Raw genomic sequence first — 26333 nt, forward strand, 5'->3', positions numbered from 1 at the left:
AAGGCGTGTGCGTTACCGACGAAGCAACTTGGCCAAGCCTTCATCCGCCAGCCGGCGCGTCAGCTCTGCCGTGGTCATTTCAACGCCCAGCGTGAATGCCTGACCTGCCCAGAGATTGCTGAAATCCGCTTCACCCTTCGCCCGCAACGGCATCAACGCACCACCGGCCAGAGGGAAGGCCGGGGCTTTATCGCTCATGGGGCCGATTTCGCGCATTACCCGATTGAGAATTCCCCGTGCCGGGCGGCCGGTGAAAAGATTGGTCACAGCGGTCTCGCTTTCCTTGGCCGTGCGCAACGCTTTGTGGTGAGAAGCACTGACCTTGGCTTCCGGCGTGAACAGGTAAGCCGTTCCCAACTGCACCGCCGAAGCGCCCAACAGAAAGGCTGCCGCAACGCCTCGCGCATCACTGATCCCGCCCGCTGCAATCACTGGCACTTTCACCGCGTCGACGATCTGAGGCACGAGGGCGAAGGTGCCCACCTGGCTACTCAAGTCATCGCTGAGAAACATGCCGCGATGTCCGCCCGCTTCGTAACCCATGGCGATGATCGCGTCGCAGCCATGTTGTTCCAGCCAGATGGCTTCTTCGACCGTGGTCGCCGAGGAGAGAATTTTCGCCCCGGTGGCTTTTACGCGATCCAGCAGGGTTTTTTCCGGTAGCCCGAAGTGAAAGCTCACGACTTCGGGGCGAAATTCTTCGAGCACTTCGCAGGCGGCGTTATCGAAAGGTGCGCGATTGGACACCGGCGTGGGTGCCTCGAAATCGACACCCAGTTCCCGATAGTACGGTTCCAGCAGATTTTTCCAGTCCCGAGCGCGTTGCTCATCGGCGGCCGGCACCTGATGGCAAAAGTAGTTGATGTTGAACGGGCGCTGGCTGTGCTGACGGATCGTCTTAAGCTCTTCGCGCAACTGGTCGATGCTCAGCATCGCGGCAGGCATCGAGCCCAGGCCGCCGGCGTTGCTCGCGGCGATGACCATGGCCGAGCCGGTAGCGCCAGCCATGGGCGCCTGGATGATCGGCAGTTCGATGCCGAGCAGGTCAAGAATGCGGGTGTCTGGCCATTGGCTCATTTGAATGATTCTCCGACGGGTAGAACCGGTTTTTTACCAGCAATGACTGGCGCAGGGCCAGCCGACTTTTGTATCTGGGAGGTTTTCAGGTCTTGCACAAGCGCGGGGAAAAAAGCGTAGCCGCACGTCATGGAAACACTCGGCGCGTCGGTGGTTTGGCTAAAGTCTTGTACGGCGAGATGTTTCTTTGTGGTATTTCAATGGCCCCCCCTGATTGATTCCATTGAGAGGCGATGATGTTCAAAGGTATTTTGATCGACAAAGACGACAGCGGTTACCGGGCGACACTGCAAGAGATCAATGACGATCAACTGCCCGAGGGTGATGTGACGGTGCGCGTGGCGTACAGCACGCTGAACTTCAAGGACGGCCTGGCGATCACCGGCAGCAGCCCGGTCGTCAGGAAATTCCCGATGGTGCCGGGGATCGATCTGGCCGGCACGGTCGAATTCAGTGGGCATCCGGACTACAAGGTCGGTGACCAGGTCCTGCTCAATGGCTGGGGTGTGGGCGAAGGTCATTGGGGCGGACTGGCGCAAAAAGCGCGCCTCAAGGGCGACTGGCTGATTGCGCTACCCAAGGAATTCACTGCGGCCCAGGCCATGGCAATCGGCACCGCCGGTTACACGGCGATGCTGTGCATCCTGGCCCTGGAACATAACGGCGTCACGCCTGAGCAAGGCGAAGTCCTGGTCACCGGGGCCAACGGTGGTGTAGGCAGTTTCGCCATCGCACTGCTGAACAAGCTTGGCTATAAGGTTGTAGCGTCCACGGGCCGTACTTCCGAACACGATTACCTCAAGCAACTGGGTGCCAGCGAGATCATCGACCGCGCCACGCTTTCCGAGCCGGGCAAACCCCTGGCCAAGGAACGCTGGGCCGCGGTGATCGATTCGGTCGGCAGCCACACCCTCGCCAACGCCTGTGCCAGCACCAAGGCCAATGGCACGGTGGCCGCGTGCGGGCTGGCCCAAGGCATGGACTTTCCGGCCTCCGTCGCGCCGTTCATTTTGCGCGGTGTAACATTGGCCGGGATCAACAGCGTGACCCAACCCAAAGCCAAGCGGGTACAAGCCTGGAGTCGCCTGGCCAAGGATCTGGACTTCGCGTTGCTGCCGCTGATCAGCCATGAAATCGGCTTGAGCGAAGCCATTGACGCTGCGCCGCGCTTGCTCGCCGGGCAATTGCGCGGACGGGTTGTGGTCGATGTGAATCGCTGATTAGCGAGTCTCGCGTTCCAGCAACTGACGCTTGCGTTCAACCCCCCAGCGATAGCCCGACAGGTTGCCGTCGCTGCGCACCACGCGGTGGCAAGGAATGGCCACCGCAATACTGTTCGCGCCGCAGGCCTGGGCCACGGCACGCATCGATTTGGGCGCGCCAATACGCTGAGCGATATCGGCGTAGCTGGCGGTGCTGCCGGCAGGAATCTCCCGCAACGCCTGCCAGACCCGTTCCTGAAACGCCGTACCGCGTACGTCCAGCGGCAAGTCCAGGCCAATCGCTGGGGCTTCAATAAAGCCGACCACCCTGGCGATCAACTGCTCGAACGCGTGATCGGCGCCAATCAGATTGGCCCGCCGAAACTTGTCCTGCAGATCGCAGACCAGTTGATGCGGATCATCCCCCAACAGGATCGCGCAAATACCGCGTTCACTTTGCGCCACCAGAATCGCCCCTAGGGAACACTGGCCGACGGCAAAACGGATGTCGTTGTTCTGGCCCGCCGCTCGGTAATCCCCGGGCTTCATGCCCAGCAGATGATCGGCCGATTCATAGAAGCGACTGTTGGAGTTGAAACCGGCGTCATACAGGGCGTCGGTGACCGACCCGCCGTCCGCCAGGCGTTCGCGAACCTTGCGTGAACGATGGGCCGTGGCGTAACCCTTGGGTGTCAGGCCGGTCACGGCTTTGAACACGCGATGAAAGTGGAAGCTGCTCAGACCCGCTGCGTCGGCCAGTTCATTCAAGGCCGGCAGATGTTCAGCGGTTTCAATGTGCCGGCAGGCGGCCGCTACGGTTGCGGCGTGTTGCGCGGCGACGTCGCTTTGATCCTTTGCGGCCCGTTTGCTCGGACGATATCCCGCCGCCTGGGCCTGCTCGGCGGTGTCAAAAAATTCGACATTCTGCGGCTTCGGCAAGCGCGCCAGGCTGCTGGGGCGGCAATAGATTCCGGTGGTTTTCACGGCGTAGACAAACTGCCCGTCGGCACTGGAATCCCGTGCGACGACGGCGGCCCAGCGAGGATCGTTCTCGGTGGCAAGCTTGGTCGAATGAGTTGTCATGGCTTCATGTCCGTTAACCCGTTTCCTTCAGATTAACCAGCCGGTAAAACCGCTGCACCCCGCGTCTTGCGGTTGAATTCGAGGGCTTCATATGGCGGTTCGAAAGGTGAAGTTGATCCGTTGTTCGCCAAGGCGCGGGTGATGACCGTCCTTGATCGGCAGCACGCCGTGATAACGCAAACGATCGACGCCGCCCCAGACCACGATATCGCCATGCAACAACGGCACGCGCTGGCTTTTATCACTCCGTTCAAAACCACCGAACAGGAACATGGCAGGCAATCCCAACGACACCGAAACGATCGGAGCCGCGTAGGAACCTTCGTCCTTGTCCTGATGCAATGACATTTTGGCCCCGGGGACATAGCGGTTGATCAGGCAGGAATCAGGAACAAAATCCGCAAATCCCGCTTCCCGTGCGGCGGCCTGTGCCAGTTCGAAAAATACGTCAGGCATCTCAGGCCAGGGTTGCCCGGTCTGTGGGTCGTCGCGTGTGTACTTGTAGCCGCTGCGGTCGGTGGTCCAGCCCCAGGTTCCGCAACTGCTCAACGCCACCGACATGGTAAAGCCGCCGGGCGTGACCATTTGCCGAAACGGCGCGGCCGCCAGAACCGCTTCCAGTGCCGGCAGCAGTTGATCCAGCCAGGGCAGGGCAAAGCCGCGCAAGACGTAGGACTGTTCGCCGATTTGCTCGCGCCTGGGCTGCTGCTCGGGCTCGGCGTCGGCGAACAAATCGAAGGTAGTCGGGCTCATGGGGTCATAACGCATCGTGAAAGATGATTCCAAGGGTATGCCGTTTTCCGCTGTGCAGGCGACTCACACCGTGACGCATCGTCACCCGGTAATAGCCGCGAACACCTTTGACCGGGCGCTGGCTGACCGCAAAGATCACACCATCGCCTTTTTTCAGGCCGATGACCTGCGGGCGTGATTGCATCCGAGGGCGTTGTTCAGTCAGGACAAACTCGCCACCGGTGAAATCTTCGTCCGGTTCTGACAGAAGAATCGCCACTTGCAGTGGGAACACGTATTCACCGTACAAATCCTGATGCAAGCAGTTGTAGTCCTGCGGGCCATATTGCAGCAACAACGGAGTCGGGCGCGCCTGACCGGCGGCATGGCAGCGTTGCAGAAACGCTTCGTGGGTTTCGGGGAACCGGGTCGGCAGGTCCATGCATTCGTACCAGCGATTGGCAATCGACACCAGTCGAGGGTAGAGCGCGCTGCGCAAATGAGCGACCGGATCCGGCAGCGGGTATTTGAAGTACTTGTACTCGCCACGACCAAAACCGTGACGCGCCATCACCACTTGCGAGCGAAAGGGGCCTGGCTGGGCGTAGAGCGCGCTGACTTCGTCGCACGTCTGCGCACTCAATAGCGATTTGATGACGGCGCAGCCATCCTGATCAGTTTGTCGCTCCAGGGTTGCCCAGTCCAGCGCATCGAAGGTTTGCTCGCTCATCGTTGAACCTCACGATCGAGCAACTGCCGTTTGCGCTCCAATCCCCAGCGGTAGCCGCCAAGGCTGCCGTCCTGACGCAGCACCCGATGGCACGGCACGATAACGGCCACCGGGTTGGCCCCGCAAGCATTCGCCACCGCCCGAAAAGCGTCGGGCTGGCCGAGGCGCTGGGCGATATCGCGGTAGCTGGCGGTTTCGCCGACGGGGATTTGCCGAAGGACTGCCCAGACCCGCCGTTGAAACACACTGCCGGTCAAATCCAGTGGCAGATCGAGCGCGGTGCGTGGGTCTTCGAGGTGGCGCAGGGTCTGCTCCAGGGCCGGCAACAAACTTTCATCGCGCTGTGGGGTTGGCTGGCCAGGGAAGCGCCGCGCCAGATCCTGTTCAAGCAGGATCAAGTCGTCGCCGAGCAGCAACGCACACAGGCCATCGGCGCTGAACGCCAGCAACAAGACGCCGAGGCAGGAAGAGCCGCTGATGTAGCGAATAGAGGAAGTAGACATGTTTCTGACTCCTTGACCCAAGGTCGAGGTGGCCAGTCTGGGGCGCGCCAAGGGAGTGAACACTCCGGCGCTTGCGGTCGAATTCAAAACGGGCGCGGAGCATGACGTCCTTGTTGTCGCTCCGGGTGCCGGGTCGCGTTACAGCGCTTTGCTGACGGCGATGTCGCTGATGACGTCTTCGCTCGAACCATGAATGGCGTCCAGCGCGGCTTTGGCTTCTTCTTCGGTGCCGTTTTCAAGCTGGGCAAATTCGAAGCGGCGCTCGCCGTTGAGTTTGTATTTGATGACGTACTTGGTCGTTTGGGCCACGGTCATACCTGCTGTTGTTCGTGTGGGAACGTCACTCAGCTCAGTTTTGTGCTGGAGCGACGGATGATCTTGATCGAGTGCGTCAGGGTCGGTTTGCGGGTCACGCTGATCGGCCGGCGGTTGACCGTGTCGATGGTGATGTTCCAGAAACCGGTGCTTGGTGCAGTAATTCGCGCCGGGAACGTGTCGAACGCACCGCCGTGATAAGTGTGACGGCCACCGTTCTTGAAGCTGCGGAAGTTGGCGTCGTTCATCAAGCGGATGTTGCACGTTTGGGAGCACTGGATGACGACGATGTCGTCTTCGTTGAGGTGCTCGCGCTGGTGGATAAATTTCATGAGGCGCCTCCAGAAGGGCTTTTTCTACAAAATCAAAACGATAGCATGGTCGATTGGCGCAGTTTATCAGCCCGAACAGGTTATTATCCGGTCGTCGGGGTTCGCTTTGACAATTAAAAACAGTTATTCGGAATTCTATGAGCGATAAACGCAATGAACCTCGGAGAAAATCAGCATTTGGGCTGTCGGAGGGTCTTTATCGGAGGTTTTGTATGAAGTGGGGTGTGTTGGTCTTGCCGTTGGCATTGGTGGTGAGTGGCTGTGCGAATGTCGCGGAAATTAACGAGACGCTGCCTACCATGAACGTGATCTCAGGCAAAAAGCCCAATGAGTACGCGCAATGCCTGGTCGAAAAACTGGCCGACAGTCGTGGCGCCCTGCAACTGGAGTCAACCAAGGACGGGATGCGCGTGATCGTGCCGGCGAAATTCTCGTCGGCTCCGGCAGCCGTGTTCGACATCGAAGACCGCTCGGGTGGCAGTGGCATCAAGCTGCATGAGCGTATGTCCAATGTGCCGGTGCGTCCCAAAGACGTGCAGAAAGCCGCCAACGCGTGCATTTCCGGCTGATAGACTGTCCGCCGTTCATACTGATGCCGTCAAAGCCATGCTTTGGCGGCATTGTCATTTCTGGAGTCGCGCATGAAGCGAGAGCAAGTTCGGGAACGCCATGCAGAGGGACTGATCTCTGCGACCCACGTCATTCAAAATCCGGCAAACCCCGGGGAATGGATCGTGTTTTTCAAGAAAAGCGCCGGGCGCAGTTATTTCCTGGTGGATGATAACGATGAGGTCGAATCGTTTGGCCGCCTCGACGATTTGATCGAGACCGTGCGCGGCCTCGGGATCAAATTCGCCGAAATTCACATGTAGGGCAGGGCGCCTTACTTGCAGACCACCACGACGCTGCGGTTCTTGAAGTTGCCGACGTCGACCCCCAGGGTCTTGTCGCTTTCCTTGGTCGACGGTGATCCGTCGGTGCCGACAATCCGGTAGCCCGTGCCGGCGCAAGAGGCATCGGCTTTTTCATAGCACGTGGCCCAGGAATTGGCTTCGCCAGAGCAGTCGATCGACAGGCCTTGCTCGCCGTTGTTCAGGTACATTTTTTCGGATGTAGCGCAGCCGCTCAGGGCCAGGAGTGCAATCAGGGGTAAAAATCTGTTCATGTTCATAGTCGTCTTCAGCGAGGGGGGCTAGACGCTCTGACAGCGCCAGTGTGAAAAGGTTATAGCGATTGGCCACTTGTTTGCACCCGGCCACAAAAAAGCCCTGCTCGATGGCAGGGCTCTGCGAGTGCCGCAGGAAATCAGTCCTGGCTCTTGCCGCGTCGTTTCGGCGCGGGAGGGGTGTAATCGAGCACCGACGCCACTTCAATCGCCATCGTTTCGCTGGGTAACGGTCCGGAAACATCTTCGCCATTGGCGGCGGTAATGTGCCACTGGCCATCTTTTCCTTTGTCGACCGTGTACCCGTTGATGATTTTTGCTACGGTCATCTATCTGTCTCGTTCACTGGTTCAAAGTCGCCATGATACCGGCAAATGCTCGCATTGGGGGGCGATAAGCGTATGGTGGTCCAGTTTCCCGGCCTCTTTGAGCTACGCTGATTTGACCGCGAAAAAATCCGGATGGAACTATCCGCGGGAATATTTCTCTATGATGGCATCGGTTAGCCAGTGCGGGGCATTGTAAGGTGCCCGCCGCCTGATTAGACTGCGCCGAAACTCGTACACACAGCCCTTTCAAGGACTTATATGATCAAGAAATGCTTGTTCCCAGCAGCCGGTTACGGTACTCGCTTCCTGCCAGCGACTAAAGCCATGCCCAAAGAAATGCTGCCGGTGGTAAACAAGCCACTGATCCAGTACGGCGTCGAAGAAGCACTGGACGCTGGTTTGACTGAAATCTCCATCGTCACCGGTCGCGGCAAACGCGCCCTGGAAGACCACTTCGACATCAGCTACGAGCTGGAAAACCAGATCAAAGGCACCGACAAAGAGAAGTACCTGGTCGGTATCCGCAAGCTGCTCGACAACTGCTCGTTCTCCTACACCCGCCAGACCGAAATGAAAGGCCTGGGCCACGCGATTCTGACCGGTCGCCCGTTGATCGGTGACGAACCGTTCGCCGTGGTCCTGGCGGATGACTTGTGCGTCAACCTCGAAGGCGACGGCGTCCTGACCCAGATGGTCAAGCTGTACAAGCAGTTCCGCTGCTCGATCGTTGCCATCCAGGAAGTCGATCCGCAAGAAACTCACAAGTACGGCGTTATTGCCGGTGAGATGATTCGCGACGACATCTACCGTGTTCACAGCATGGTCGAAAAGCCAAAACCTGAAGATGCACCGTCGAACCTGGCGATCATCGGTCGTTACATCCTGACCCCGGACATCTTCGACCTGATCGAACAGACCGAGCCAGGCAAGGGTGGTGAAATCCAGATCACCGACGCCCTGATGAAACAAGCCCAGAACGGCTGCGTCATGGCCTACAAGTTCAAAGGCAAGCGGTTCGACTGCGGTGGCGCCGAAGGCTACATCGACGCGACCAACTTCTGCTTCGAGAACTTCTACAAGACTGGCAAGGCTTACTGATAGCGTTTGACCTGCTTGTATTGAAAAGCCACCTTCGGGTGGCTTTTTCGTTTTCTGCCCCCATATCGCTTGCAGCGCTTGCCCAACGGACGTCTGCGGGTATGCTGGTTGCCTGCCGAGGAGATTGAAAATGGCCTACGATTTTGACCTTTATGTAATTGGCGCCGGTTCCGGCGGTGTGCGGGCTGCTCGTTTTGCTGCCGGTTTTGGCGCGAAAGTGGCTGTAGCAGAGAGCCGTTATCTGGGCGGTACGTGTGTGAACGTGGGTTGTGTACCGAAGAAGTTGCTGGTCTACGGCGCGCACTTCGCCGAAGACTTCGAGCAGTCTTCGGGCTTTGGCTGGACGTTGGGCGAGGCGAAGTTCGATTGGGCAACGCTGATCGCCAACAAGGATCGCGAGATCAACCGCCTGAATGGCATTTACCGCACCTTGCTGGTCAACAGCGGTGTGACCTTGCATGAAGGCCACGCCAAGATCGTCGACCCCAACACGGTCGAAATCAATGGCGAACGCCACACCGCCAAGAACATCCTGATTGCTACCGGTGGCTGGCCGCAGATCCCGGAGATTCCGGGGCATGAACACGCGATCAGTTCCAACCAGGCGTTCTTCCTCAAGGAGCTGCCTAAGCGCGTTCTGGTGGTGGGCGGCGGTTACATCGCTGTCGAATTCGCCGGGATCTTCCACGGGCTGGGCGCTGAGACCACGTTGCTTTATCGCGGCGAGCTGTTCTTGCGCGGCTTTGACGGTGCGGTGCGCAAACACCTGCAGGAAGAGCTGACCAAGCGCGGCATGAACCTGCAATTCAATTCCGACATCGAACGCATCGACAAACAGTCCGATGGCAGCCTTAAGGTGACGCTCAAGGATGGCCGTGAGCTGGAGGCCGATTGTGTTTTCTACGCCACCGGTCGCCGGCCGATGCTCGACAACCTCGGGCTGGAAAACACCGGGGTCAAACTTGATAAGAAAGGTTTCGTCGAGGTCGACGATCAGTATCAGACCGCAGAGCCGTCGATCCTGGCGCTGGGGGACGTGATTGGTCGCGTTCAGCTCACGCCCGTCGCGCTGGCTGAAGGCATGGCCGTGGCGCGTCGTTTGTTCAAGCCCGAGCAATATCGCCCGGTGGATTACAAGATGATCCCGACCGCCGTGTTCAGCCTGCCGAACATCGGTACGGTGGGCTTGAGCGAGGAAGAGGCTCGCGAGGCCGGCCACGAGGTCACGATCTACGAAAGTCGCTTCCGTCCGATGAAGCTGACCCTGACCGAATGCCAGGAGCGCACGCTGATGAAGCTTGTCGTCGATGCCAAGACCGACAAGGTTCTGGGTTGCCACATGGTCGGGCCGGAGGCCGGTGAGATCGTTCAGGGGCTGGCGATTGCCTTGAAGGCTGGCGCGACCAAGCGCGATTTCGACGAAACCATCGGCGTGCATCCTACTGCCGCCGAAGAGTTCGTCACCATGCGCACGCCGGTTAGCGGTTAATCGTTCTTTTCGCGTTCTGATGTGTCTGGCGCTGTTGCAATGACAGCCGCCAGGCGCAGGCTTTCATCGAGACTCGCCTGAGTCTTGAGCAATTCAACCTCCAGTCCTTTATTTATCTGCGACTGCTCGTCGACGCTTTGCTTGAGCGACTGGCTCTCGAGCAGGGCGGCGCGCAAGCGTTCCTGGAGGAGGGTGCGTTCGCTATCGATGCGGTTGACCTGCTCCAGCAATTGATCCTGACGGCTGTGAGTGTGTTTGAGCTGCTCCTGCAACAGCCCCAGTTCCCGCAGGGTTCCCCTGTTCTCGGTAAGCAAGCGCTCGTTGTCGCGATGCAGTTGAGTGATCTCATCCTGACGCACCAATGCGCTTTGCTGGGCCTGGCGCAATTCCATCTGAATCTGCTGCACCTGGCCTTCGTGGCGGCTCTGTTCCTGCTCGCGCTGTTCCTTGACGGCATTGCGGTAGTGTTCCAGCGCATCGCGTGCGTGCAGGTGCTTTTCTTCCAGTGAGCGGATTTGCTCATCCTTGTCTTGCAAGCGCAGTTCGACATCGGCCAGCGCCTGATTCAGCCCGGCGTTGCGGGTTTGTTCCGCCTGCAGCATGGAGCGGGTTTCTTGCAGAGACTCGGACTCCTGGGTCAGGGCCAGGCTCTGAATTTCGTATTGCTGGTGTAATTCTGCGTTGTCTTGCCGGGCCGTAGTCAGCTGGATTTCCAACTCTTTACGTTGCTGATCGAACTGCGTGCGTGCCTGTTCGATGGGTTCTTGCGCCTGTTCCTTCAGGCGTTGCGCCAAGCGCGAGACCAGGCCGGCGAGCTCGTCATCGATGGGTTCCGAAGGCGTCTCGACGCGATCGCCGCCATCGTCGAGCTCCTTCAAATAGCGGTGGATGGTGGTTTTTGAGCCGGTATTGCCCATCTCGATCCGTACTGCGTCGATGCTGGGGTTGTCGCCACGGGCAAGAATTGCCAAACGTGCCGCCTGCACCACTGCTTTATTAACGCCGCCACGAGCCATTTGTTCTCCTACGATTTCGTACTGTGGTACATGCCACTAAAGTACGCAGTGTACCATCGTTAACAAAAAGATAAAAAACGTAAAATAGTAATGCGGGATATACTGGTATTACCCCGCGTGATGCGCTGTTCGGCGCATTTTCAGCCGCTAGAGCGGTACGTTTTAGAGAATTGAGCCCATGACCGATCTGGATCGCTACCTGCAAGCCGCCACCCGTGACAACACGCGTCGCAGCTACCGGGCGGCCATCGAACACTTTGAAGTCAGTTGGGGTGGTTTCCTGCCGGCGACCAGCGACAGCGTGGCGCGTTATCTGGTCGCCCATGCGGGCGTGCTGTCGATCAACACGTTGAAGCTGCGGTTGTCAGCGTTGGCGCAGTGGCATAACAGCCAGGGTTTCGCCGATCCCACCAAATCACCGGTGGTGCGCAAGGTCTTCAAGGGCATCCGTGCGCTGCACCCCGCGCAGGAGAAACAGGCCGAGCCCTTGCAGCTTCAGCATCTGGAGCAAGTGGTGGCGTGGCTTGAGCTGGAGGCGCAAACCGCCAAGGCGCAAAACGATCAGCCGGGCTTACTGCGCGCCCGACGCGACACCGCGCTCATTTTGCTGGGCTTCTGGCGCGGCTTTCGCAGCGATGAGTTGTGCCGCGTACACATTGAACACGTGCAGGCGAGCGCCGGTTCTGGCATCACCCTCTACCTGCCACGCAGCAAGAGCGATCGCGAAAACCTCGGCAAGACTTACCAGACCCCGGCACTGCAACGACTTTGCCCGGTGAGCGCCTATATCCAATGGATCACCGAAGCGGCGTTGGTCCGCGGGCCGGTGTTTCGTGGAATCGACCGTTGGGGCCATCTGAGCGAAGAGGGCTTGCACGCGAACAGCGTGATCCCCTTGCTGCGCCAGGCCCTGGAACGTGCCGGCATCCCCGCCGAACACTACACCAGCCATTCCCTGCGACGCGGTTTTGCCAGCTGGGCCCATCAAAGCGGTTGGGATTTGAAATCGTTGATGAATTACGTGGGTTGGAAGGATGTGAAGTCAGCCATGCGCTATGTTGAAGCCAGCCCGTTTCTCGGAATGGCCCGGGTCGCTGAAAAGCCATTGGCGCGCTAGATACCGTTTTCTTCTATTAATACTGTCCGCTAATAGCGAAAACCAATCAGCAGCATGAGCTTTGCCAATGAGCCAGGCGGTGACCGAGTGGGTAGGATTCACCCCATCAACTTCTCAACCAAACATTTCAACCCTGACGGAGAGTCATCGATGCCTATCATCAACAGCCAAGTTAAACCGTTCAAAGCTGACGCCTTCAAAAATGGCGACTTCGTAAAAGTGTCGGACGCTGACCTGAAAGGCAAGTGGTCTGTCGTGTTCTTCTACCCAGCCGACTTCACCTTCGTTTGCCCGACCGAACTGGAAGACCTGGCCGACAACTACGACGCGTTCCAGAAACTGGGCGTCGAGATCTACAGCGTTTCCACCGATACCCACTTTGCCCACGCTGCCTGGCACAACACTTCGCCAGCCATCGGCAAAATCCAGTACACCATGATCGGCGACCCGACTCACGCCATCTCCCGCAACTTCGACGTACTGATCGAAGACGCTGGCCTGGCTGACCGTGGCACCTTCGTGATCAACCCTGAAGGCCAGATCAAAATCGTTGAACTGAACGATGGCGGCGTTGGCCGTGACGCTTCCGAGCTGCTGCGCAAAATCAAGGCTGCTCAATACGTCGCTGCTCACCCAGGCCAGGTTTGCCCTGCCAAGTGGAAAGAAGGCGAGGCCACTCTGGCTCCGTCTCTGGACCTGGTCGGCAAGATCTAAGTCTGTGAAAGCACTATCAGGGCGGGTTTCCGCACCTAAGTAAGCTGCAACCGCCCAATAAAAACGCCCGGGCGAGATTCGCTCGGGCGTTTTTTTTCGTCTCAAGTAAGTAAAAGGAAATCGCCCGTATGTTGGACGCCAATCTTAAAGCCCAGTTGAAATCGTACCTGGAACGGGTCACCCAGCCGATCGAGATCGTTGCCTCCCTCGACGACGGTGCGAAATCCCAGGAAATGCTCGCATTACTCAAAGACGTTGCCAGCCTTTCTACCCACATTACCTTGCTCGATAACGGTGACGATGCACGCAAACCATCGTTCTCGATCAACCGCCCGGGTGCCGATATCAGCCTGCGTTTTGCCGGCATCCCGATGGGCCACGAATTCACTTCGCTGGTGCTGGCCTTGCTGCAAGTCGGCGGCCACCCTTCGAAGGCCAGTGTCGAAGTGATCGAACAGATCCGTTCGCTCAAAGGCGAATTCAGCTTCGAGACTTACTTCTCGCTGTCCTGCCAGAACTGCCCGGACGTGGTCCAGGCGCTGAACCTGATGGCGGTCCTGAACCCGAACATCCGCCACGTTGCCATCGATGGCGCGCTGTTCCAGGCCGAAGTCGATGATCGTCAGATCATGGCTGTGCCAAGCATTTACTTGAACGGCGTGAACTTCGGCCAGGGCCGCATGGGCCTGGAAGAAATCCTCGCCAAGATCGACACCAGCGGCATCGAGCGTCAAGCCGAGAAGATCAGCGCCAAGGAAGCCTTTGACGTATTGGTCGTCGGCGGTGGCCCGGCCGGTGCTTCGGCCGCAATCTACGCCGCTCGTAAAGGCATTCGTACTGGTGTCGCGGCTGAACGTTTTGGTGGGCAGGTGCTCGACACCATGGCCATCGAGAACTTCATCTCCGTGCAGGAAACCGAAGGGCCGAAACTGGCCGTGGCGCTGGAAGAACACGTCAAGCAATACGACGTCGACATCATGAACCTGCAACGCGCCGACAAACTGGTGCCGGGCAAGAGTGGTGAGCTGCACGAAGTCCACTTCGCCAGCGGCGCGACCCTGAAAGCCAAGACCGTGATCCTCGCGACCGGTGCGCGGTGGCGTGAAATGAACGTCCCGGGCGAGCAGCAATACCGCAACAAAGGCGTGGCATACTGCCCGCACTGTGACGGTCCGCTGTTCAAAGGCAAGCGTGTGGCGGTGATTGGCGGCGGTAACTCCGGCGTCGAAGCAGCCATCGACCTGGCGGGGATCGTCTCTCACGTCACGTTGCTGGAGTTCGATGTACAGCTACGCGCCGACGCAGTCTTGCAGCGCAAGTTGCACAGTCTGCCCAACGTCACCGTGATCACCAGTGCGCAAACCACTGAAGTGTTGGGCGACGGTCAGAAGGTCAACGGCCTGCGTTACAAGGATCGTCAGTCTGACGAGCTGCGTGACGTAGAGCTGGAAGGGATCTTTGTGCAGATCGGTTTGCTGCCCAACACCGATTGGCTCAAAGGCACCATCGAGCTGTCGCCGCGCGGCGAGATCATTGTCGATGCTCGTGGCGAAACGTCGATGCCGGGTGTGTTCGCTGCCGGTGACGTGACTACTGTGCCGTACAAGCAGATCGTGATTGCGGTGGGCGAGGGCGCCAAGGCTTCGTTGAGCGCATTCGATCACCTGATCCGGACCTCCGCACCGGCTTAAATGCCGACGCTGGTCTGGGGGGTTAAGGTCAAAAGATCGCAGCCTCGTTTTACTCGACAGCTCCTACAGGTGTACGCAAAAACCTGGTAGGAGCAGTCGAGTGAAACGAGGCTGCGATCTTTTGATTTTGATTTACAGCGGGGCAGGCTGGATGATTTCAACCCAGTAAGCATCCGGATCCTTGATGAACGCCAGGCTCTTCATACGGCCATCATTCAGGCGTTTCTGGAAATCGCAGCCCAGCGCTTCGAAGCGCTCGCATGCGGCGACGATGTCCGGCACGGAGATACAGATATGGCCGAAACCGCGCGGGTCGGTGTTGCCGTTGTGGTAGGCGAAGTCCGCGTCGTTCTCGGTGCCGTGGTTGTGGGTCAGTTCGAGAATACCGGGGATCGATTTCATCCATTCGGTACGGGCGGCAGCGTCGGCTGGAATCTGGTTTTTATCGACCAGCGCCAGGAAGTACAGGCTGAACTCGGCTTCCGGGAAGTCGCGTTTTTCCACCAGCGAAAAACCCAGGATACGCGTGTAGAAATCCAGGGACTTGGTGATGTCCTTGACCCGCAGCATGGTGTGGTTGAAGACGAATTTCTGGGTGGCCGTGTCAGGTTGTGCGGTGACGCCGGGGAAAGTGTTCAATTCGTGCAGGCTCATGGGCCCTCCGGAAAATAAGTGGGGCTAACGAATGGCGACAATGATACGCAACGGCTAGGACATCACCAAACGCAAACAGTCGGCTATTGCCTGACAGACGGGTGAAGCTCAGACTTTACGGTTCAATCCGTGAGTACTCATTGCAATGATCCGATTCTGTAATTCGACGTGGGTCCTGATTTGCCTGTTGTCAGGTGTCGCCAGCGCTCACGCGGATGCACCGCTGGTGACCTGGCCCATTGGCTGGGAGATCGAAGCCGTGCCGCAAGACGACGCCAAACCAGGGGTTTTGCGCGAGCGTGCGGTGAAAGTCGACCAAGGCGGGACGCCAGTGTTGGTAATGGAACTGACCATGACCCAAGTAGAAAGCGGTCATCAGGTCAATCTGGAAGGCGTATTGCTGGAAATGCGCAAGTCGGTGCAGAAGGACTTTTTTCAAGGCGGTTATCAAAGTGTCTGCAACAAAATTCATCCAGCGACCCTGAGCCGCTTAAGGGGATTGGAAACTACCTGCACGATTACACAGAACGGTCGACATGTGCTGTCGCAAACATTGGTCGCGGCGGTGGATGCCGATAAGGCCTATGTTTTTTCCTACGCAGGGCAGGCCGAAGCTTATAAGGCAAGTCAGGACGAAATAGCAGCCGCTCGTAACAGCCTGAAACTTTAGTAGGCGGTTTGCATGACTGCAAATTTCAGCTCGATCCGAAATCTTTAGATACCCAAACGGATTAAGCAAAAAGTTTAGTCGGCAAGTAGCGAGTTGAACGACTTTTGATTTTGAGGGCATCCATAAAAAAGCCCTGCATTGGCAGGGCTTATTTTATCACCGCGAGTGCTTAGCCTCGCAGCCAGGAATCAACGGTAGCGGCACCGTACTGTTCCTTCCAGGCTTTCAGGCCACGGTGGTTGCCGCCCTTGGTTTCAATCAGCTCACCGGTGTGCGGGTTGTGATAAACCTTGACCACGCGAGCGCGGCGAGTTTTCGGAGCTGCTGCCTGAAGACCGGATTTTGCCGGGTTCGGATCGAGGATGGCGATGATGTCTTTCAGGCTTTTGCCGTAGGTTTTCATCAGCCCCTGGAGCTTTTCTTCGAATTCGATTTCTTTCTTGAGCCCGGCATCATTCTTCAGCGATTCCAGCTGCTTGAGCTGTTCTTGAAGGGCCTTTTCAGCGGCACGAAATTCAGCGAGTCTGGACAAATTCATTACTCCAATAGTGTGTTTGGCTGATACCAACCGCAAACAAAGCTATAAGCCAAGAGCCTTGAAGCGACTCGGTGATAGTGGCTCACCTGCCAATCTTGCACAGGCATGAAAAATTGTAGTAGTTAATTGACCAAGAGTAAATCCTGTCTTTTTCTTCATGTAACAACAGTAGTCTTTTGATTCAATTTGGTGCGCCGCTTCGTTGCCTCGTCGCTTAGAACCGCAGGTTAATGGTGCCTTAATGCATTAATGAATTCTGCGCCGGGCATCGGTCGACCGAACAAATAACCTTGCAGAAAGTTCACGCCATGTGCCGTCAGATAATCACTTTGCTCCTCGGTTTCCACACCTTCGGCGACGATGCCCAGATCGAGCTTGGCCGACAGTTCGATAATGCTGTCCAGAATGTGCCGGGAAAGCGCATCAGCGCCGATCATTGCGACAAAACTCTGATCGATTTTCAGGAAGTCGACATTGAACTGGCGCAGATAACCAAGGCTTGAGTGACCGGTGCCGAAGTCATCGATAGCGATCATCACACCCATGGCGTGAAGCTGCTCGAACAATTGGTGCGTGATGGCCGTCGGTTCGATCAGTTCGCGCTCAGTCAACTCCAGCACGAGGTTGATGGCGCCCGGGGCAAAGGCACTGAGAAACGTCCGGCAGTCCTCGACCAGATCGAGGTCCTTGCAATGGCTGGCAGTGATGTTGATGCCGATGTGGAAGGGGCCGTCGAACGAGGACGCAGCAGGTGCCAACAACGCCGCAGTCTGTCGCATCAACGAGCGGGTCATCGGCACAATCAACCCGGAATGCTCGGCAAATGGAATGAACAGGTCCGGGCGCACCAGGCCTTCCTTGGGATGGTTCCAGCGCATCAACACTTCGGCCCCGGACCAGGTTTTAGTGTCGCCATGCACCACGGGCTGAAAGTACGGAACAAACTCAGCGGCCTCCAGCGCGCGCTGCATTTCGTGGCTGGGGGACGACGAGCGTTTCTGCAGGACATGTCCGATAGCGCCTGACACCATCCCGAAGAAGATCAGCAAACTGAACAGCGGCGGATACTCGGCGCTCATGTAGCGCCAGGTTTCACCCTTGGGGAAACCGGCTGCGACCGTAAAGCCATAACGCGTGGACGTCAGTTTGCTTTCGGCCACGGGCAGGACGGGCAGGGCACCGTCGTGAACCTTGCCGTCGGCGGATAACCAGTTGGGACCGACTTGCAGCAACAGCATCGTCTTGCGACCAATCATGCGCAGCACATTGCTCAAGTGATAACCGTCCAGCGTGCTCAGCGCCCCCTGTTTTCCCTCACCGAGCCGATACACCAGTACCGCGGTGTCGGGCGTGACGAGGTTGCCTTTCATCAGCAGTAAATGGCCTTTGGAGTAGTCGCCGGCACTGAGCTTTTCCTGGTAGTCACCAAACAAGGAACTGCAATAGATGTTGTCGTCCCACACCAGATTCGTCGCGCGCACGAATGGACCGCGGGTGACCTGTTCACGCAAGGCCAATTTGACGTCATTGCAGTTTTGGCCGGCCAGCGGCAGCAGTTCCCGTGCGGCCTGGGCGTTACTGTCGAGCATCAGTTCGAATTGGCGGATGGCTTCGTCGGCCGTCAGCTCGGTGCTTTGCTGGAGTGTGCGCTCAGCCTGCATATAGAGGATGACGCTACCTAGCAGCACCGGGAGCAACCCGCTCAGAAAGGTTACAGCCGTTGATTTGCTGCGTTTGTGGGTTTTGGCGTTCAGTGGCATTCGAAAAGCCTGTGGCAATGAAGGACGGCTCTCAAATGCTGGGAGGACAACGGCACGCCTCCCATAAAGAGTTCAGGTAGTGGGCATGATAGATGGCCCTCGATACTTATGCCGCTCAACGATATTTCAGGCTTGAAGCCAGCTGGATAAACGCCAGCGTTGCGGGCGACGACTGACGCTGGTCGAGTACCGCCAAACCGACCTGCCGATTGACGGGTGGCGACAGCGGTTTCTTCACGTAGCGGCTGTCGTTATGGTCGGGCAATGAGCCTTCAGCGACCACGGCCACGGCGTCACCACGGGCTACGGTGTCGAGGGTGCTGAGCAACTGCGAGCAGCGATAACGGATGTTCGGTGCCAGCCGGGCAGCACTGAACAGCCGTGAAACCAGCTCCGAAGACCCGGCTTCGGTCAGCACGAACGGGTCATGACACAAGTCGCTCAAACTCAGGTTGTCGCGACCCGCCAGCGGATGCTCAGCGGGCAGCAGTGCGACCATCCGGTCTTCAATCAGTGGGAAGGTGTCGAAGCGATCTTCAGGCAGCACCACGAAGCCGATATCGATCCGCCGTTCTTCCAGCCACTGGATAATCTGCCGGTCCGGACCTTCGTCGATGTGGACTTCGATACCAGGATGAGCGGCGCGGTAGTGCTGCAGGATCTGCGGCAGCAGCTTGATCGATGAAGTCGGGCCGAACGAGCCGATGCGCAAGGTGCCGCGCTTCATTCCGCGAGCATCGGCCGCTTCCTGGCGCAACGTGTTGGCCAGCCCGAGCATCGCCCGGGCGCGCGATAAGAGTTGCTGGCCGATGTCGCTCAGCTCGATATGAGACTGGTGGCGCCTGAACAACTCGACACCCAATTCCTGTTCCAGCGACTTCAGGGCATGAGAGACCGCCGATTGGGAAATTCCCAAGCGATTGGCCGCCGCCGTAAAGCCACGCAGTTCGGCGACCAGCGAGAAAATCTCGAGTTGTGTCAGGGTCATGAGTCTTTACTCATTTTACGATGATCGTGCATTAGACGAATGATACGTCATCTCCCCGGATTGAAGTCCCGACGCCTTATGAATACTTATGCGCAAACAACCTCAGCGGATATCCCGGTCTATCTGAAACTCGCCGCCGTCACCATGATCTGGGGCGGAACGTTCGTGGCCGGCCGGTTTCTCGCGGACAGCCTCAGCCCGTTATTCGCCGCCAGCCTGAGATTCCTCCTGGCCAGCGTGGCTTTGCTGCTGTTTTTGCTGCTCGCCCGAGTGCCGCTGGCGAAACCGAGCCCCCGGCAATGGCTGCAACTGACGCTGCTGGGGTTCTTCGGGATCTTCTTCTATAACCTGTGCTTCTTTTATGGTCTGCATTTCATCAATGCGTCGCGTGCGTCATTGATTGTGGCGCTGAACCCCGCCGTGATCGGGCTGGCGTCGTGGCTGCTGTTCAAGGAGCGCTTGAGTCGGGCGAAGGTTGTCGGGATCGCGGTGTGCATCGCCGGGGCGAGTCTGGTGATCGTCAGTCGAAATCCGCAACTGCTGGCCGGCAACGCCGACGCCTGGATTGGCGACCTGCTGATTTTCGGCTGCGTACTCGGTTGGGGGATTTACTCGCTGTGCTCCAAAGAACTGAATCACTCGTTGGGGCCGGTGCAGACGGTGACCTATTCGATCTTGCTGGGCACGCTGATGCTGTGGGTGACCAGCGCGGTAAGTGGTGAACTGAGTGTGAATGCGCTCATCAGCCTCGGTCCGCAACAATGGGTGAGCCTGATGTACCTGGGCGTGTTGGGCTCGGCGCTGGCCTACATTGCCTATTACGACGGTATTCGCCAGATCGGCGCGACGCGTTCGGGGGTGTTCATTGCCTTGAACCCGCTGACTGCGGTCATCCTCGGTGCGTTGCTGTTGGGCGAGCAGTTGACGCTCGTGATGTGCCTGGGAGGAGGGCTGATTCTCGCCGGGATTTGCCTGTGCAACAAACCCCTTGCGCGAGTGGGGAAAAAGGGGATTTGATACAGAAGGCGGACAAACCTATTTACGCTGTGTAGAATCCGGTTACGCATACAATAATAAACGTCTTCTGGCAGCAGAAGCCTCGCCCGCAAGAGCCTTGGGTCGACAATGAAGAGTTTCGGGTTTCAATTGATCTACGGTGACTTCCTTGCACGCAGCGTGCGGGGCATCTCCTGCGCGCCACCCGCCGGCTTCAGCATTCTTAGCAACTAACGTTCCGTTAATTCTAAAAAATGATGAGGCGCCAAAATGGCAGATTTATATGAAAACCCAATGGGCCTGATGGGCTTTGAATTCATCGAGCTCGCATCGCCGACCCCGAACACCCTGGAGCCGATCTTCGAGATCATGGGCTTCACCAAGGTCGCGACCCACCGCTCCAAAGACGTACACCTGTATCGCCAGGGCCAGATCAACCTGATTCTCAACAACGAACCCCACAGCGTCGCTTCGTACTTCGCGGCCGAGCACGGCCCGTCGGTGTGCGGCATGGCGTTCCGCGTCAAGGATTCGCAACTGGCCTACAAGCGCGCGCTGGAAATCGGCGCCCAGCCGATCCACATCGAAACCGGCCCGATGGAGCTGAACCTGCCGGCGATCAAAGGCATCGGCGGCGCGCCGCTGTACCTGATCGACCGTTTCGGCGAAGGCAGCTCGATCTATGACATCGACTTCGTGTTCATCGAAGGTGTGGACCGTAACCCGGTCGGCGCAGGTCTGAAAATCATCGACCACCTGACCCACAACGTGTATCGCGGTCGCATGGCTTACTGGGCCAACTTCTACGAGAAGCTGTTCAACTTCCGCGAAATCCGTTACTTCGACATCAAAGGCGAATACACCGGCCTGACCTCCAAGGCCATGACCGCGCCGGACGGCATGATCCGCATCCCGTTGAACGAAGAATCGTCCAAGGGCGCCGGGCAGATCGAAGAGTTCCTGATGCAGTTCAACGGTGAGGGCATTCAGCATGTGGCGTTCCTCAGCGATGACCTGATCAAGACTTGGGATCACCTGAAAAGCATCGGCATGCGCTTCATGACCGCGCCACCGGAAACCTATTACGAAATGCTTGAAGGCCGTTTGCCGAACCACGGCGAGCCGGTTGATCAACTGCAATCGCGCGGGATCCTGCTGGACGGTTCGTCCGAGTCGGGCGACAAGCGCCTGTTGCTGCAGATCTTCTCGGAAACCCTGATGGGCCCGGTGTTCTTCGAATTCATCCAGCGTAAAGGCGACGATGGTTTCGGCGAGGGCAACTTCAAGGCGTTGTTCGAATCGATCGAGCGGGATCAGGTTCGTCGTGGCGTGCTTGCCACCGAATAATCCGCTGCAGATGTAAGAAAAACCGGTCAGCAATATTGCTGGCCGGTTTTTTTTGGATCATGCAAAACCAAAGTAGGAGCGAGGCTTGCCCGCGAAGCTTTCAGCGTCTTCATCGGCCCCTTCGCGGGCAAGCCTCGCTCCTACATTGGTTTGCGTCGTTGCCGAACCAGGTGTTTGAAACCTTCAAACACCAGCACCACTACCGCCAGCCAGATCGGAATATAGGTCAGCCATTCCCCGGGCTTGATGCTTTCCCCAAGCAGCAGCGCAACGCCCAGCAACAACACTGGCTCGACATAACTCAACAGCCCGAAAAGACTGAACGGCAATAGCCGACTGGCGATGATGTAGACCACCAGCGCCGAGGCGCTGATCACCCCGAGTATCGGAATCAGCAGCGACAACCACGGGTGCTGATCAAACACGCCGAAACCCTGTTCACCACTTTGCACGAACCAGAACGCCACCGGCAGCGTCAATGCCATGTCCAGCCATAAACCGCCAAGGTTGTCCGCGGCCAGACGCTTGCGCAGGATGAAATACAGGGGATAGCCGATGCAGACCAGCAAGGTTGCCCAGGAAAAACCACCGACCTGATACACCTCATTGATCACCCCGAGGCAGGCCAGCACCACGGCGATTTTTTGCAGGTAGGACAGGCGTTCGCCATAGGCCAGTCGCCCGGTCAGCACCATGGTCAGCGGCAACAGGAAATAGCCGAGTGACACATCCAGGCTGTAACCGTTGAGCGGCGCCCACATGAACAGCCAAAGCTGTACGCCGAGCAGGGCGGAGGAGGCGACCAGGCCTGCGATGAGTTTCGGCTGGCCGTTGAGGCGTCGAAGAATGTCGGTCACGCGTCTCCACTCGCCGGAGACCACCATGAACACGGTCATGCAGGGCACGGTCAGCAGCATGCGCCAACCGAAAATTTCCACGCCGCTCAAAGGCGTGAGCAACGACGTGTAGTAATACATGACGGCAAACAGCACCGAGGCTGAAACCGATAAAGCGATACCTTTAGACAAACTGCCCTCGCGAGGTTGAAGGTGAAACGGGGCGCAGAGGATACGTGTTTTTTGTGCTGAATATTGGCCGGGTGCTCAATATTTCCAACATCGCAGTGAATGATAGACCGCTATCGCGAGCAGGCTCGCTCCCACATTGGTCCTGCGCCGAACGCTACATCCGCGTCCCGCCTAAACCCCCTGTGGGAGCGGGCTTGCTCGCGAAGAGGCCGGCATATCCAAAATCATTGGTGCCTGACACACCGCCTTCGCGAGCAAGCCCGCTCCCACATTAGCTCTGAGTCGAACACAAAACCTGTGTCCTGCACAAAGCCCCCTGTGGGAGCGAGCCTGCTCGCGAAAAGTCTCAAGCCGTACGCGATTTACGCCCCGACACGAAATGGCTCACGTCATTAAACCCCGGCGTCGACGAATGCCCCGGCGTCACCAGCGAATCAATAAACGCCTCATCCTCGGCCGTGATCTTCACCGACTGCGCCTTGGTATATGCATCCCATTGTTCCTCGGTCCGCGGCCCGACGATGGCCGAAGCAACGGCGCTATTGTTCAACACCCACGCAATCGCAAACTCGACTATCCCCACGCCGCGCCCTTGGGTGTATTGCTGAATCTGCTGGGCAATGCGCAACGACTCCACCCGCCATTCGGTTTCCAGAATGCGCTTATCCGCACGCCCGGCACGGCTATTGGCGTCCGGTTTGACATCGGGTGCGTATTTGCCGCTCAACACCCCTCGCGCCAACGGACTGTAAGGCACCACCCCCAGACCATAGTTTTGCGCGGCCGTGATCTGCTCAGTCTCGGCCTGACGGTTAACAATGTTGTACAGCGGCTGACTGATCACCGGCCGATCAACACCCAACTGATCCGCCACCCGAATCACTTCGGCAATCCGCCAACCCCGATAGTTCGACAACCCCCAATAGCGAATCTTGCCCTGACGAATCAGATCGCCAATCGCCGACACCGTCACTTCCAGCGGCGTGTTGTGGTCTTCGCGGTGCAGGTAATAGATGTCGAGATAGTCAGTGCCCAAACGCGTCAGGCTGGCGTCGAGACCGTTGAAAATATGCTTGCGGCTCAAACCGCTGCGGTTCGGCACACCATCCACCGGGCCGAAACCGACCTTGGTCGCCAGCACCCATTCGTGGCGGTTTCCGGCGATCGCTTCGCCGACGATCTCTTCGGAACGGCCGTTGGTGTAAACGTCCGCCGTGTCGATGAAATTGATGCCCTGGTCCCAGGCCTTGTCGATGATCCGCAGGGAATCTTCGGTACTGGTCTGTTCGCCGAACATCATGGTGCCCAACGTCAGGGTCGATACCTGTAAACCCGAATGACCCAGCGTGCGATAGCTCATGACGAAATCCTTTTACCGGTGGGAAAGTCTCAATCAAATACCAGAACGGCTGTGCCGAGCAATCTGAATTATCGAATGCGCACTGGCAGTGCAGTGTTGAGGATCAGCAATCCACGATAGTTAACCGTTTGTCGCTACTGTCAGATTTGACAGTAGCGCGGGCCGTACCGATGAGATTTGATCTAGGCAGCGCTGAATCGTCGCCAAGCTTTGTCGATTGGTGTCAGTAGTAGCACTTTGCAGGATATCGCTGCCAGTCGGTTGTCAGGTTGTCGCTGGTGAACCTATTTCTATCGGGATTTCACTTATGAAACTTCTCATGACGGCACTTTTTTGCCTGCTCGCAGGGTGCGGCAGCCAGATAAAAGAACCATCAGATTTTCAAGTTCAACAAACCCTTCTCGACGGTAACGCCACCGCAGCCAAACTGCAGGCACTATTTAACGATACACGGGCTGATTGCGGTGGGCCGAGGCGTCCTGCCTTTCTCTGTTCCGGGATCATGGGCCGTGCGACCGTAAAATCCACGGCCTACAAGGTGTGGAATCCAAGTTCGTCGTCAGTGACCCGCGGTGGCGTGTCGTGGTCCTGGGTGCGACGTGATTCGAGCTTTCGAACCTTTTATTACAACAATGGCTACTTTGTTTACCCGATCTTCGACAGTCCGGCCGACAAACTCGACATTGACGTTTTCTGCATGTTCCCCATGAACGCGGGTTCCGTTGGGCGTTCTGAGAATGGTTGCGGTGCAAATACCTCACAACCGCTTACCAGCAGACCCTGCCATCTTTCGGGAATCACCACGGCGCAGCAGTGGCTCAATAATTACCGAACAAACAATGCTCAATGCGGTTTCAATGTCCGCGAAGGCAGTGCGGGCGATCACGCTGCATCGGCCTATATCGAGGGCGTCCGCGCGATGGCGCTTCTGGGGGCGACCTCATTCCAGGGCTGGAACGAAGTGGTTAGTGGAATCTGGCCGCAGAACATCCATCGAACCGTTCCATTGTGGGCGTTCTTCTATACCGGCTCCGGTCTGCCAGACGCCCAGTATAACCAGCGTGATTTCTACAACGCGTCGGGCGGCATCGTGGCACCGATCATCCGAGTGACAATGCCCACGGTTCAGGGCGGCAATGCGAGTTTTCAATTTTTCAGCGGCGAGCAGATTGTTGGACGCTGGGTGCCTTCCGGGTTTGAAAAAGGCGAATACGCAATCAATAAACCCAGTGCCACATCAGCTCTGAGTGAGCATTAAACGGAGATGTTTAATCGACATCTCCAGACACTCTCTAAGGCTACACATCCTTGCGCCGTTGCCTACGACTGCGCCAGAATCCGCCGGCTTGTGCGCCTTGGGCCTGGGTTTTATCGTTTCCCCGTCGCTGAAGAACAGCGATGGGGTTTGGTAGCCCGGTTTTTCACAAGAGTGCAACGCACCATAAATTGAGGCGTCTTTTTGTCTCGACTTTTATGGTGGTCATGCACAGGGCATCTTCGGATGCGCCGGTTTCCTTGTGCCCGGTCTACCAACCTGCGTATGGCCACCACCTTTCGTTTGGTAGCGAAGGTGATGGCTCTTTTTTTTGGTAGCACAAGGAGTTTCATCTATGTTCAAACCAACACCCAACCCACCCGAAACGGACGACGTTTCTCCCTACGAATCCATCGCTTCCAAAAAGCTCAACGAAGCCGCCGAGCGAGCCCTCGACTTCCATTTCCCGTCGAACGCTGACATCAAAGCCACCCCGCGAACCCGAAGCACCCTGTTTTCCGTAGACCCTGAGGCCACGACCGAAACCCTGGCGGTTTATCTGGTCGAGACGCTGGCCTCGGTTGATGTGATGGTCCATCAGTTGGTGGATCATTTGGACGGTGAGTCGCGTTATGCGCTGTTGGGTATTTCCAACAGCATCATGGTGGCGGAGATCGCGGCGAATCGGGTGCTGGATAACGTCAGCCCGTAGAGCTAAAGCAGAAGAGGGCACTTACCTGTGGCGAGGGGGGCACAAAAGTGTGTCTGACCCCATAAAGCAGCAGTAATAGCGAAAATCAAAAGATCGCAGCCTCGTTTCACTCGACAGCTCCTACAGGAAAATGCGAAACCCTTGTAGGAGCTGTCGAGTGAAACGAGGCTGCGATCTTTTGATCTTAAGTCGTTAAACCCGCAACGTCCGCGTCATGCGCAACGCCAGCAAACTCCCGCACACAATCACACCCGCCAGCAGATACAACGCCGCATCCGTCGAACCGGTGCTGTCCTTGACCCAACCCACCAGGTACGGACTCAGGAACCCAGCCATCTGCCCCATGGAGTTGATCAACGCCAGACCACCGGCCGCCGCACCCGCGCTCAGCAGCGCCGTCGGCACGAGGAGAAAAGGGGACGTATCTATTTA

The 26333-nt window shown here is 57.6% G+C and carries 29 protein-coding genes and 1 pseudogene; 13 read left to right on the forward strand and 17 right to left on the reverse strand.

What is annotated here, in order from left to right; genetic code table 11:
* Nucleotides 1-12: 12 nt before the first annotated feature.
* The gene (locus ACA049_RS13840; RefSeq protein ID WP_497336273.1) at nucleotides 13-1077 is read right to left on the reverse strand and encodes an NAD(P)H-dependent flavin oxidoreductase; all 1065 of its coding nucleotides are present in this window, start codon (nucleotides 1075-1077) and stop codon (nucleotides 13-15) included.
* A 236-nt stretch (nucleotides 1078-1313) separates the two neighbouring features.
* Between ACA049_RS13840 and acuI the strand changes: the two genes are divergently transcribed.
* A complete protein-coding gene (acuI, locus tag ACA049_RS13845; protein ID WP_497336275.1) occupies nucleotides 1314-2297 on the forward strand; it encodes an acrylyl-CoA reductase (NADPH) in 984 nt (327 codons plus the stop codon).
* Here acuI and ada read toward each other — a convergent pair whose 3' ends face one another.
* From ada to ACA049_RS13875, 6 genes are all read right to left on the reverse strand, one after another.
* A complete protein-coding gene (gene ada / locus ACA049_RS13850; RefSeq protein WP_497336277.1) occupies nucleotides 2298-3362 on the reverse strand; it encodes a bifunctional DNA-binding transcriptional regulator/O6-methylguanine-DNA methyltransferase Ada in 1065 nt (354 codons plus the stop codon).
* A gap of 87 nt (nucleotides 3363-3449) precedes the next feature.
* Nucleotides 3450-4130 (reverse strand): DNA oxidative demethylase AlkB, encoded by a 681-nt coding sequence (alkB, locus tag ACA049_RS13855; RefSeq protein ID WP_497336279.1) that lies wholly within the window; start codon nucleotides 4128-4130, stop codon nucleotides 3450-3452.
* Nucleotides 4120-4824, reverse strand: a complete 705-nt coding sequence (locus ACA049_RS13860) for a 2OG-Fe(II) oxygenase (RefSeq protein WP_497336281.1) — start codon at nucleotides 4822-4824, stop codon at nucleotides 4120-4122. The genes alkB and ACA049_RS13860 overlap by 11 nt, the downstream gene beginning before the upstream one ends.
* Nucleotides 4821-5327 carry a methylated-DNA--[protein]-cysteine S-methyltransferase gene (locus ACA049_RS13865; protein ID WP_497336283.1) on the reverse strand — a complete coding sequence of 169 codons (507 nt, stop codon included), beginning with the start codon at nucleotides 5325-5327 and terminating at the stop codon, nucleotides 4821-4823. The genes ACA049_RS13860 and ACA049_RS13865 overlap by 4 nt, the downstream gene beginning before the upstream one ends.
* A 138-nt stretch (nucleotides 5328-5465) precedes the next feature.
* Nucleotides 5466-5642: a hypothetical protein gene (locus tag ACA049_RS13870; RefSeq protein ID WP_178082308.1), complete on the reverse strand. Its 177-nt coding sequence runs from the start codon at nucleotides 5640-5642 to the stop codon at nucleotides 5466-5468.
* 29 nt (nucleotides 5643-5671) lie between these two features.
* Complete coding sequence (locus ACA049_RS13875) at nucleotides 5672-5974, reverse strand: DUF1883 domain-containing protein (protein WP_007946189.1); 303 nt, start codon at nucleotides 5972-5974, stop codon at nucleotides 5672-5674.
* Nucleotides 5975-6186: 212 nt separating this feature from the next.
* Between ACA049_RS13875 and ACA049_RS13880 the strand changes: the two genes are divergently transcribed.
* Nucleotides 6187-6543: a hypothetical protein gene (locus ACA049_RS13880; protein WP_497336285.1), complete on the forward strand. Its 357-nt coding sequence runs from the start codon at nucleotides 6187-6189 to the stop codon at nucleotides 6541-6543.
* Between the two features lie 72 nt (nucleotides 6544-6615).
* Nucleotides 6616-6846 carry a hypothetical protein gene (locus tag ACA049_RS13885; RefSeq protein ID WP_109631864.1) on the forward strand — a complete coding sequence of 77 codons (231 nt, stop codon included), beginning with the start codon at nucleotides 6616-6618 and terminating at the stop codon, nucleotides 6844-6846.
* An 11-nt stretch (nucleotides 6847-6857) separates the two neighbouring features.
* Here the strand turns inward: ACA049_RS13885 and ACA049_RS13890 are convergent, their stop codons facing one another.
* Both ACA049_RS13890 and ACA049_RS13895 read right to left on the reverse strand, forming a co-directional pair.
* Complete coding sequence (locus ACA049_RS13890) at nucleotides 6858-7139, reverse strand: hypothetical protein (RefSeq protein WP_497336287.1); 282 nt, start codon at nucleotides 7137-7139, stop codon at nucleotides 6858-6860.
* 140 nt (nucleotides 7140-7279) lie between these two features.
* On the reverse strand, nucleotides 7280-7468 hold the full coding sequence (locus ACA049_RS13895; RefSeq protein ID WP_497336289.1) for a hypothetical protein: 189 nt from the start codon (nucleotides 7466-7468) through the stop codon (nucleotides 7280-7282).
* A gap of 258 nt (nucleotides 7469-7726) precedes the next feature.
* On the opposite strand from ACA049_RS13895, the gene galU reads away from it, so the two are divergent.
* Nucleotides 7727-8566, forward strand: coding sequence for a UTP--glucose-1-phosphate uridylyltransferase GalU (gene galU / locus ACA049_RS13900; protein ID WP_010460715.1), 840 nt, complete (start codon nucleotides 7727-7729; stop codon nucleotides 8564-8566).
* 130 nt (nucleotides 8567-8696) lie between these two features.
* A complete protein-coding gene (gene gorA, locus ACA049_RS13905) occupies nucleotides 8697-10055 on the forward strand; it encodes a glutathione-disulfide reductase (protein WP_497336291.1) in 1359 nt (452 codons plus the stop codon).
* On the opposite strand, the gene ACA049_RS13910 is transcribed toward gorA, so the two are convergent.
* Complete coding sequence (locus ACA049_RS13910; protein ID WP_497336293.1) at nucleotides 10052-11071, reverse strand: DNA-binding protein; 1020 nt, start codon at nucleotides 11069-11071, stop codon at nucleotides 10052-10054. The two genes, gorA and ACA049_RS13910, sit on opposite strands and share 4 nt — an antisense overlap.
* Before the next feature lie 178 nt (nucleotides 11072-11249).
* Between ACA049_RS13910 and ACA049_RS13915 the strand changes: the two genes are divergently transcribed.
* From ACA049_RS13915 to ahpF, 3 genes are all read left to right on the forward strand, one after another.
* Nucleotides 11250-12188 carry a site-specific integrase gene (locus ACA049_RS13915; RefSeq protein WP_497336295.1) on the forward strand — a complete coding sequence of 313 codons (939 nt, stop codon included), beginning with the start codon at nucleotides 11250-11252 and terminating at the stop codon, nucleotides 12186-12188.
* A gap of 150 nt (nucleotides 12189-12338) precedes the next feature.
* On the forward strand, nucleotides 12339-12902 hold the full coding sequence (gene ahpC, locus ACA049_RS13920; protein ID WP_010460707.1) for an alkyl hydroperoxide reductase subunit C: 564 nt from the start codon (nucleotides 12339-12341) through the stop codon (nucleotides 12900-12902).
* Nucleotides 12903-13030: 128 nt separating this feature from the next.
* Complete coding sequence (gene ahpF, locus ACA049_RS13925) at nucleotides 13031-14593, forward strand: alkyl hydroperoxide reductase subunit F (RefSeq protein ID WP_497336297.1); 1563 nt, start codon at nucleotides 13031-13033, stop codon at nucleotides 14591-14593.
* Between the two features lie 132 nt (nucleotides 14594-14725).
* Here ahpF and gloA read toward each other — a convergent pair whose 3' ends face one another.
* On the reverse strand, nucleotides 14726-15247 hold the full coding sequence (gene gloA / locus ACA049_RS13930) for a lactoylglutathione lyase (RefSeq protein ID WP_046054068.1): 522 nt from the start codon (nucleotides 15245-15247) through the stop codon (nucleotides 14726-14728).
* A 145-nt stretch (nucleotides 15248-15392) separates the two neighbouring features.
* Here gloA and ACA049_RS13935 point away from each other — a divergent pair, with 145 nt between their 5' ends.
* Nucleotides 15393-15917, forward strand: coding sequence for a DUF4946 domain-containing protein (locus ACA049_RS13935; protein WP_497336299.1), 525 nt, complete (start codon nucleotides 15393-15395; stop codon nucleotides 15915-15917).
* 169 nt (nucleotides 15918-16086) lie between these two features.
* Here ACA049_RS13935 and ACA049_RS13940 read toward each other — a convergent pair whose 3' ends face one another.
* The 3 genes from ACA049_RS13940 to ACA049_RS13950 form a co-directional block, all read right to left on the reverse strand.
* Entirely contained in the window at nucleotides 16087-16449 is a 363-nt protein-coding gene (locus tag ACA049_RS13940) for a histone-like nucleoid-structuring protein, MvaT/MvaU family (protein WP_403097998.1), read from the reverse strand.
* A 233-nt stretch (nucleotides 16450-16682) separates the two neighbouring features.
* A complete protein-coding gene (locus ACA049_RS13945) occupies nucleotides 16683-18215 on the reverse strand; it encodes an EAL domain-containing protein (RefSeq protein WP_497336301.1) in 1533 nt (510 codons plus the stop codon).
* A 115-nt stretch (nucleotides 18216-18330) separates the two neighbouring features.
* Complete coding sequence (locus tag ACA049_RS13950) at nucleotides 18331-19203, reverse strand: LysR family transcriptional regulator (protein ID WP_497336303.1); 873 nt, start codon at nucleotides 19201-19203, stop codon at nucleotides 18331-18333.
* A 78-nt stretch (nucleotides 19204-19281) separates the two neighbouring features.
* Between ACA049_RS13950 and ACA049_RS13955 the strand changes: the two genes are divergently transcribed.
* Nucleotides 19282-20220: a DMT family transporter gene (locus ACA049_RS13955; RefSeq protein ID WP_497336305.1), complete on the forward strand. Its 939-nt coding sequence runs from the start codon at nucleotides 19282-19284 to the stop codon at nucleotides 20218-20220.
* Nucleotides 20221-20469: 249 nt separating this feature from the next.
* Nucleotides 20470-21546: a 4-hydroxyphenylpyruvate dioxygenase gene (gene hppD / locus ACA049_RS13960; protein WP_219093983.1), complete on the forward strand. Its 1077-nt coding sequence runs from the start codon at nucleotides 20470-20472 to the stop codon at nucleotides 21544-21546.
* A 140-nt stretch (nucleotides 21547-21686) separates the two neighbouring features.
* Here the strand turns inward: hppD and rarD are convergent, their stop codons facing one another.
* Nucleotides 21687-22574 (reverse strand): EamA family transporter RarD, encoded by an 888-nt coding sequence (gene rarD / locus ACA049_RS13965; RefSeq protein ID WP_497336307.1) that lies wholly within the window; start codon nucleotides 22572-22574, stop codon nucleotides 21687-21689.
* Between the two features lie 346 nt (nucleotides 22575-22920).
* Nucleotides 22921-23934, reverse strand: coding sequence for an aldo/keto reductase (locus ACA049_RS13970; RefSeq protein WP_497336309.1), 1014 nt, complete (start codon nucleotides 23932-23934; stop codon nucleotides 22921-22923).
* Nucleotides 23935-24241: 307 nt separating this feature from the next.
* On the opposite strand from ACA049_RS13970, the gene ACA049_RS13975 reads away from it, so the two are divergent.
* Together ACA049_RS13975 and ACA049_RS13980 are read left to right on the forward strand one after the other, a co-directional pair.
* Nucleotides 24242-25192, forward strand: coding sequence for a halovibrin HvnC (locus tag ACA049_RS13975; protein ID WP_497336311.1), 951 nt, complete (start codon nucleotides 24242-24244; stop codon nucleotides 25190-25192).
* 352 nt (nucleotides 25193-25544) lie between these two features.
* Complete coding sequence (locus tag ACA049_RS13980; RefSeq protein ID WP_497336313.1) at nucleotides 25545-25901, forward strand: DUF6124 family protein; 357 nt, start codon at nucleotides 25545-25547, stop codon at nucleotides 25899-25901.
* 192 nt (nucleotides 25902-26093) lie between these two features.
* Here ACA049_RS13980 and ACA049_RS13985 read toward each other — a convergent pair.
* Nucleotides 26094-26315, reverse strand: a pseudogene (locus ACA049_RS13985) (MFS transporter); the annotation flags it as partial.
* Nucleotides 26316-26333 lie beyond the last annotated feature (18 nt).

This window comes from Pseudomonas sp. LBUM1662 (genome assembly GCF_059695915.1).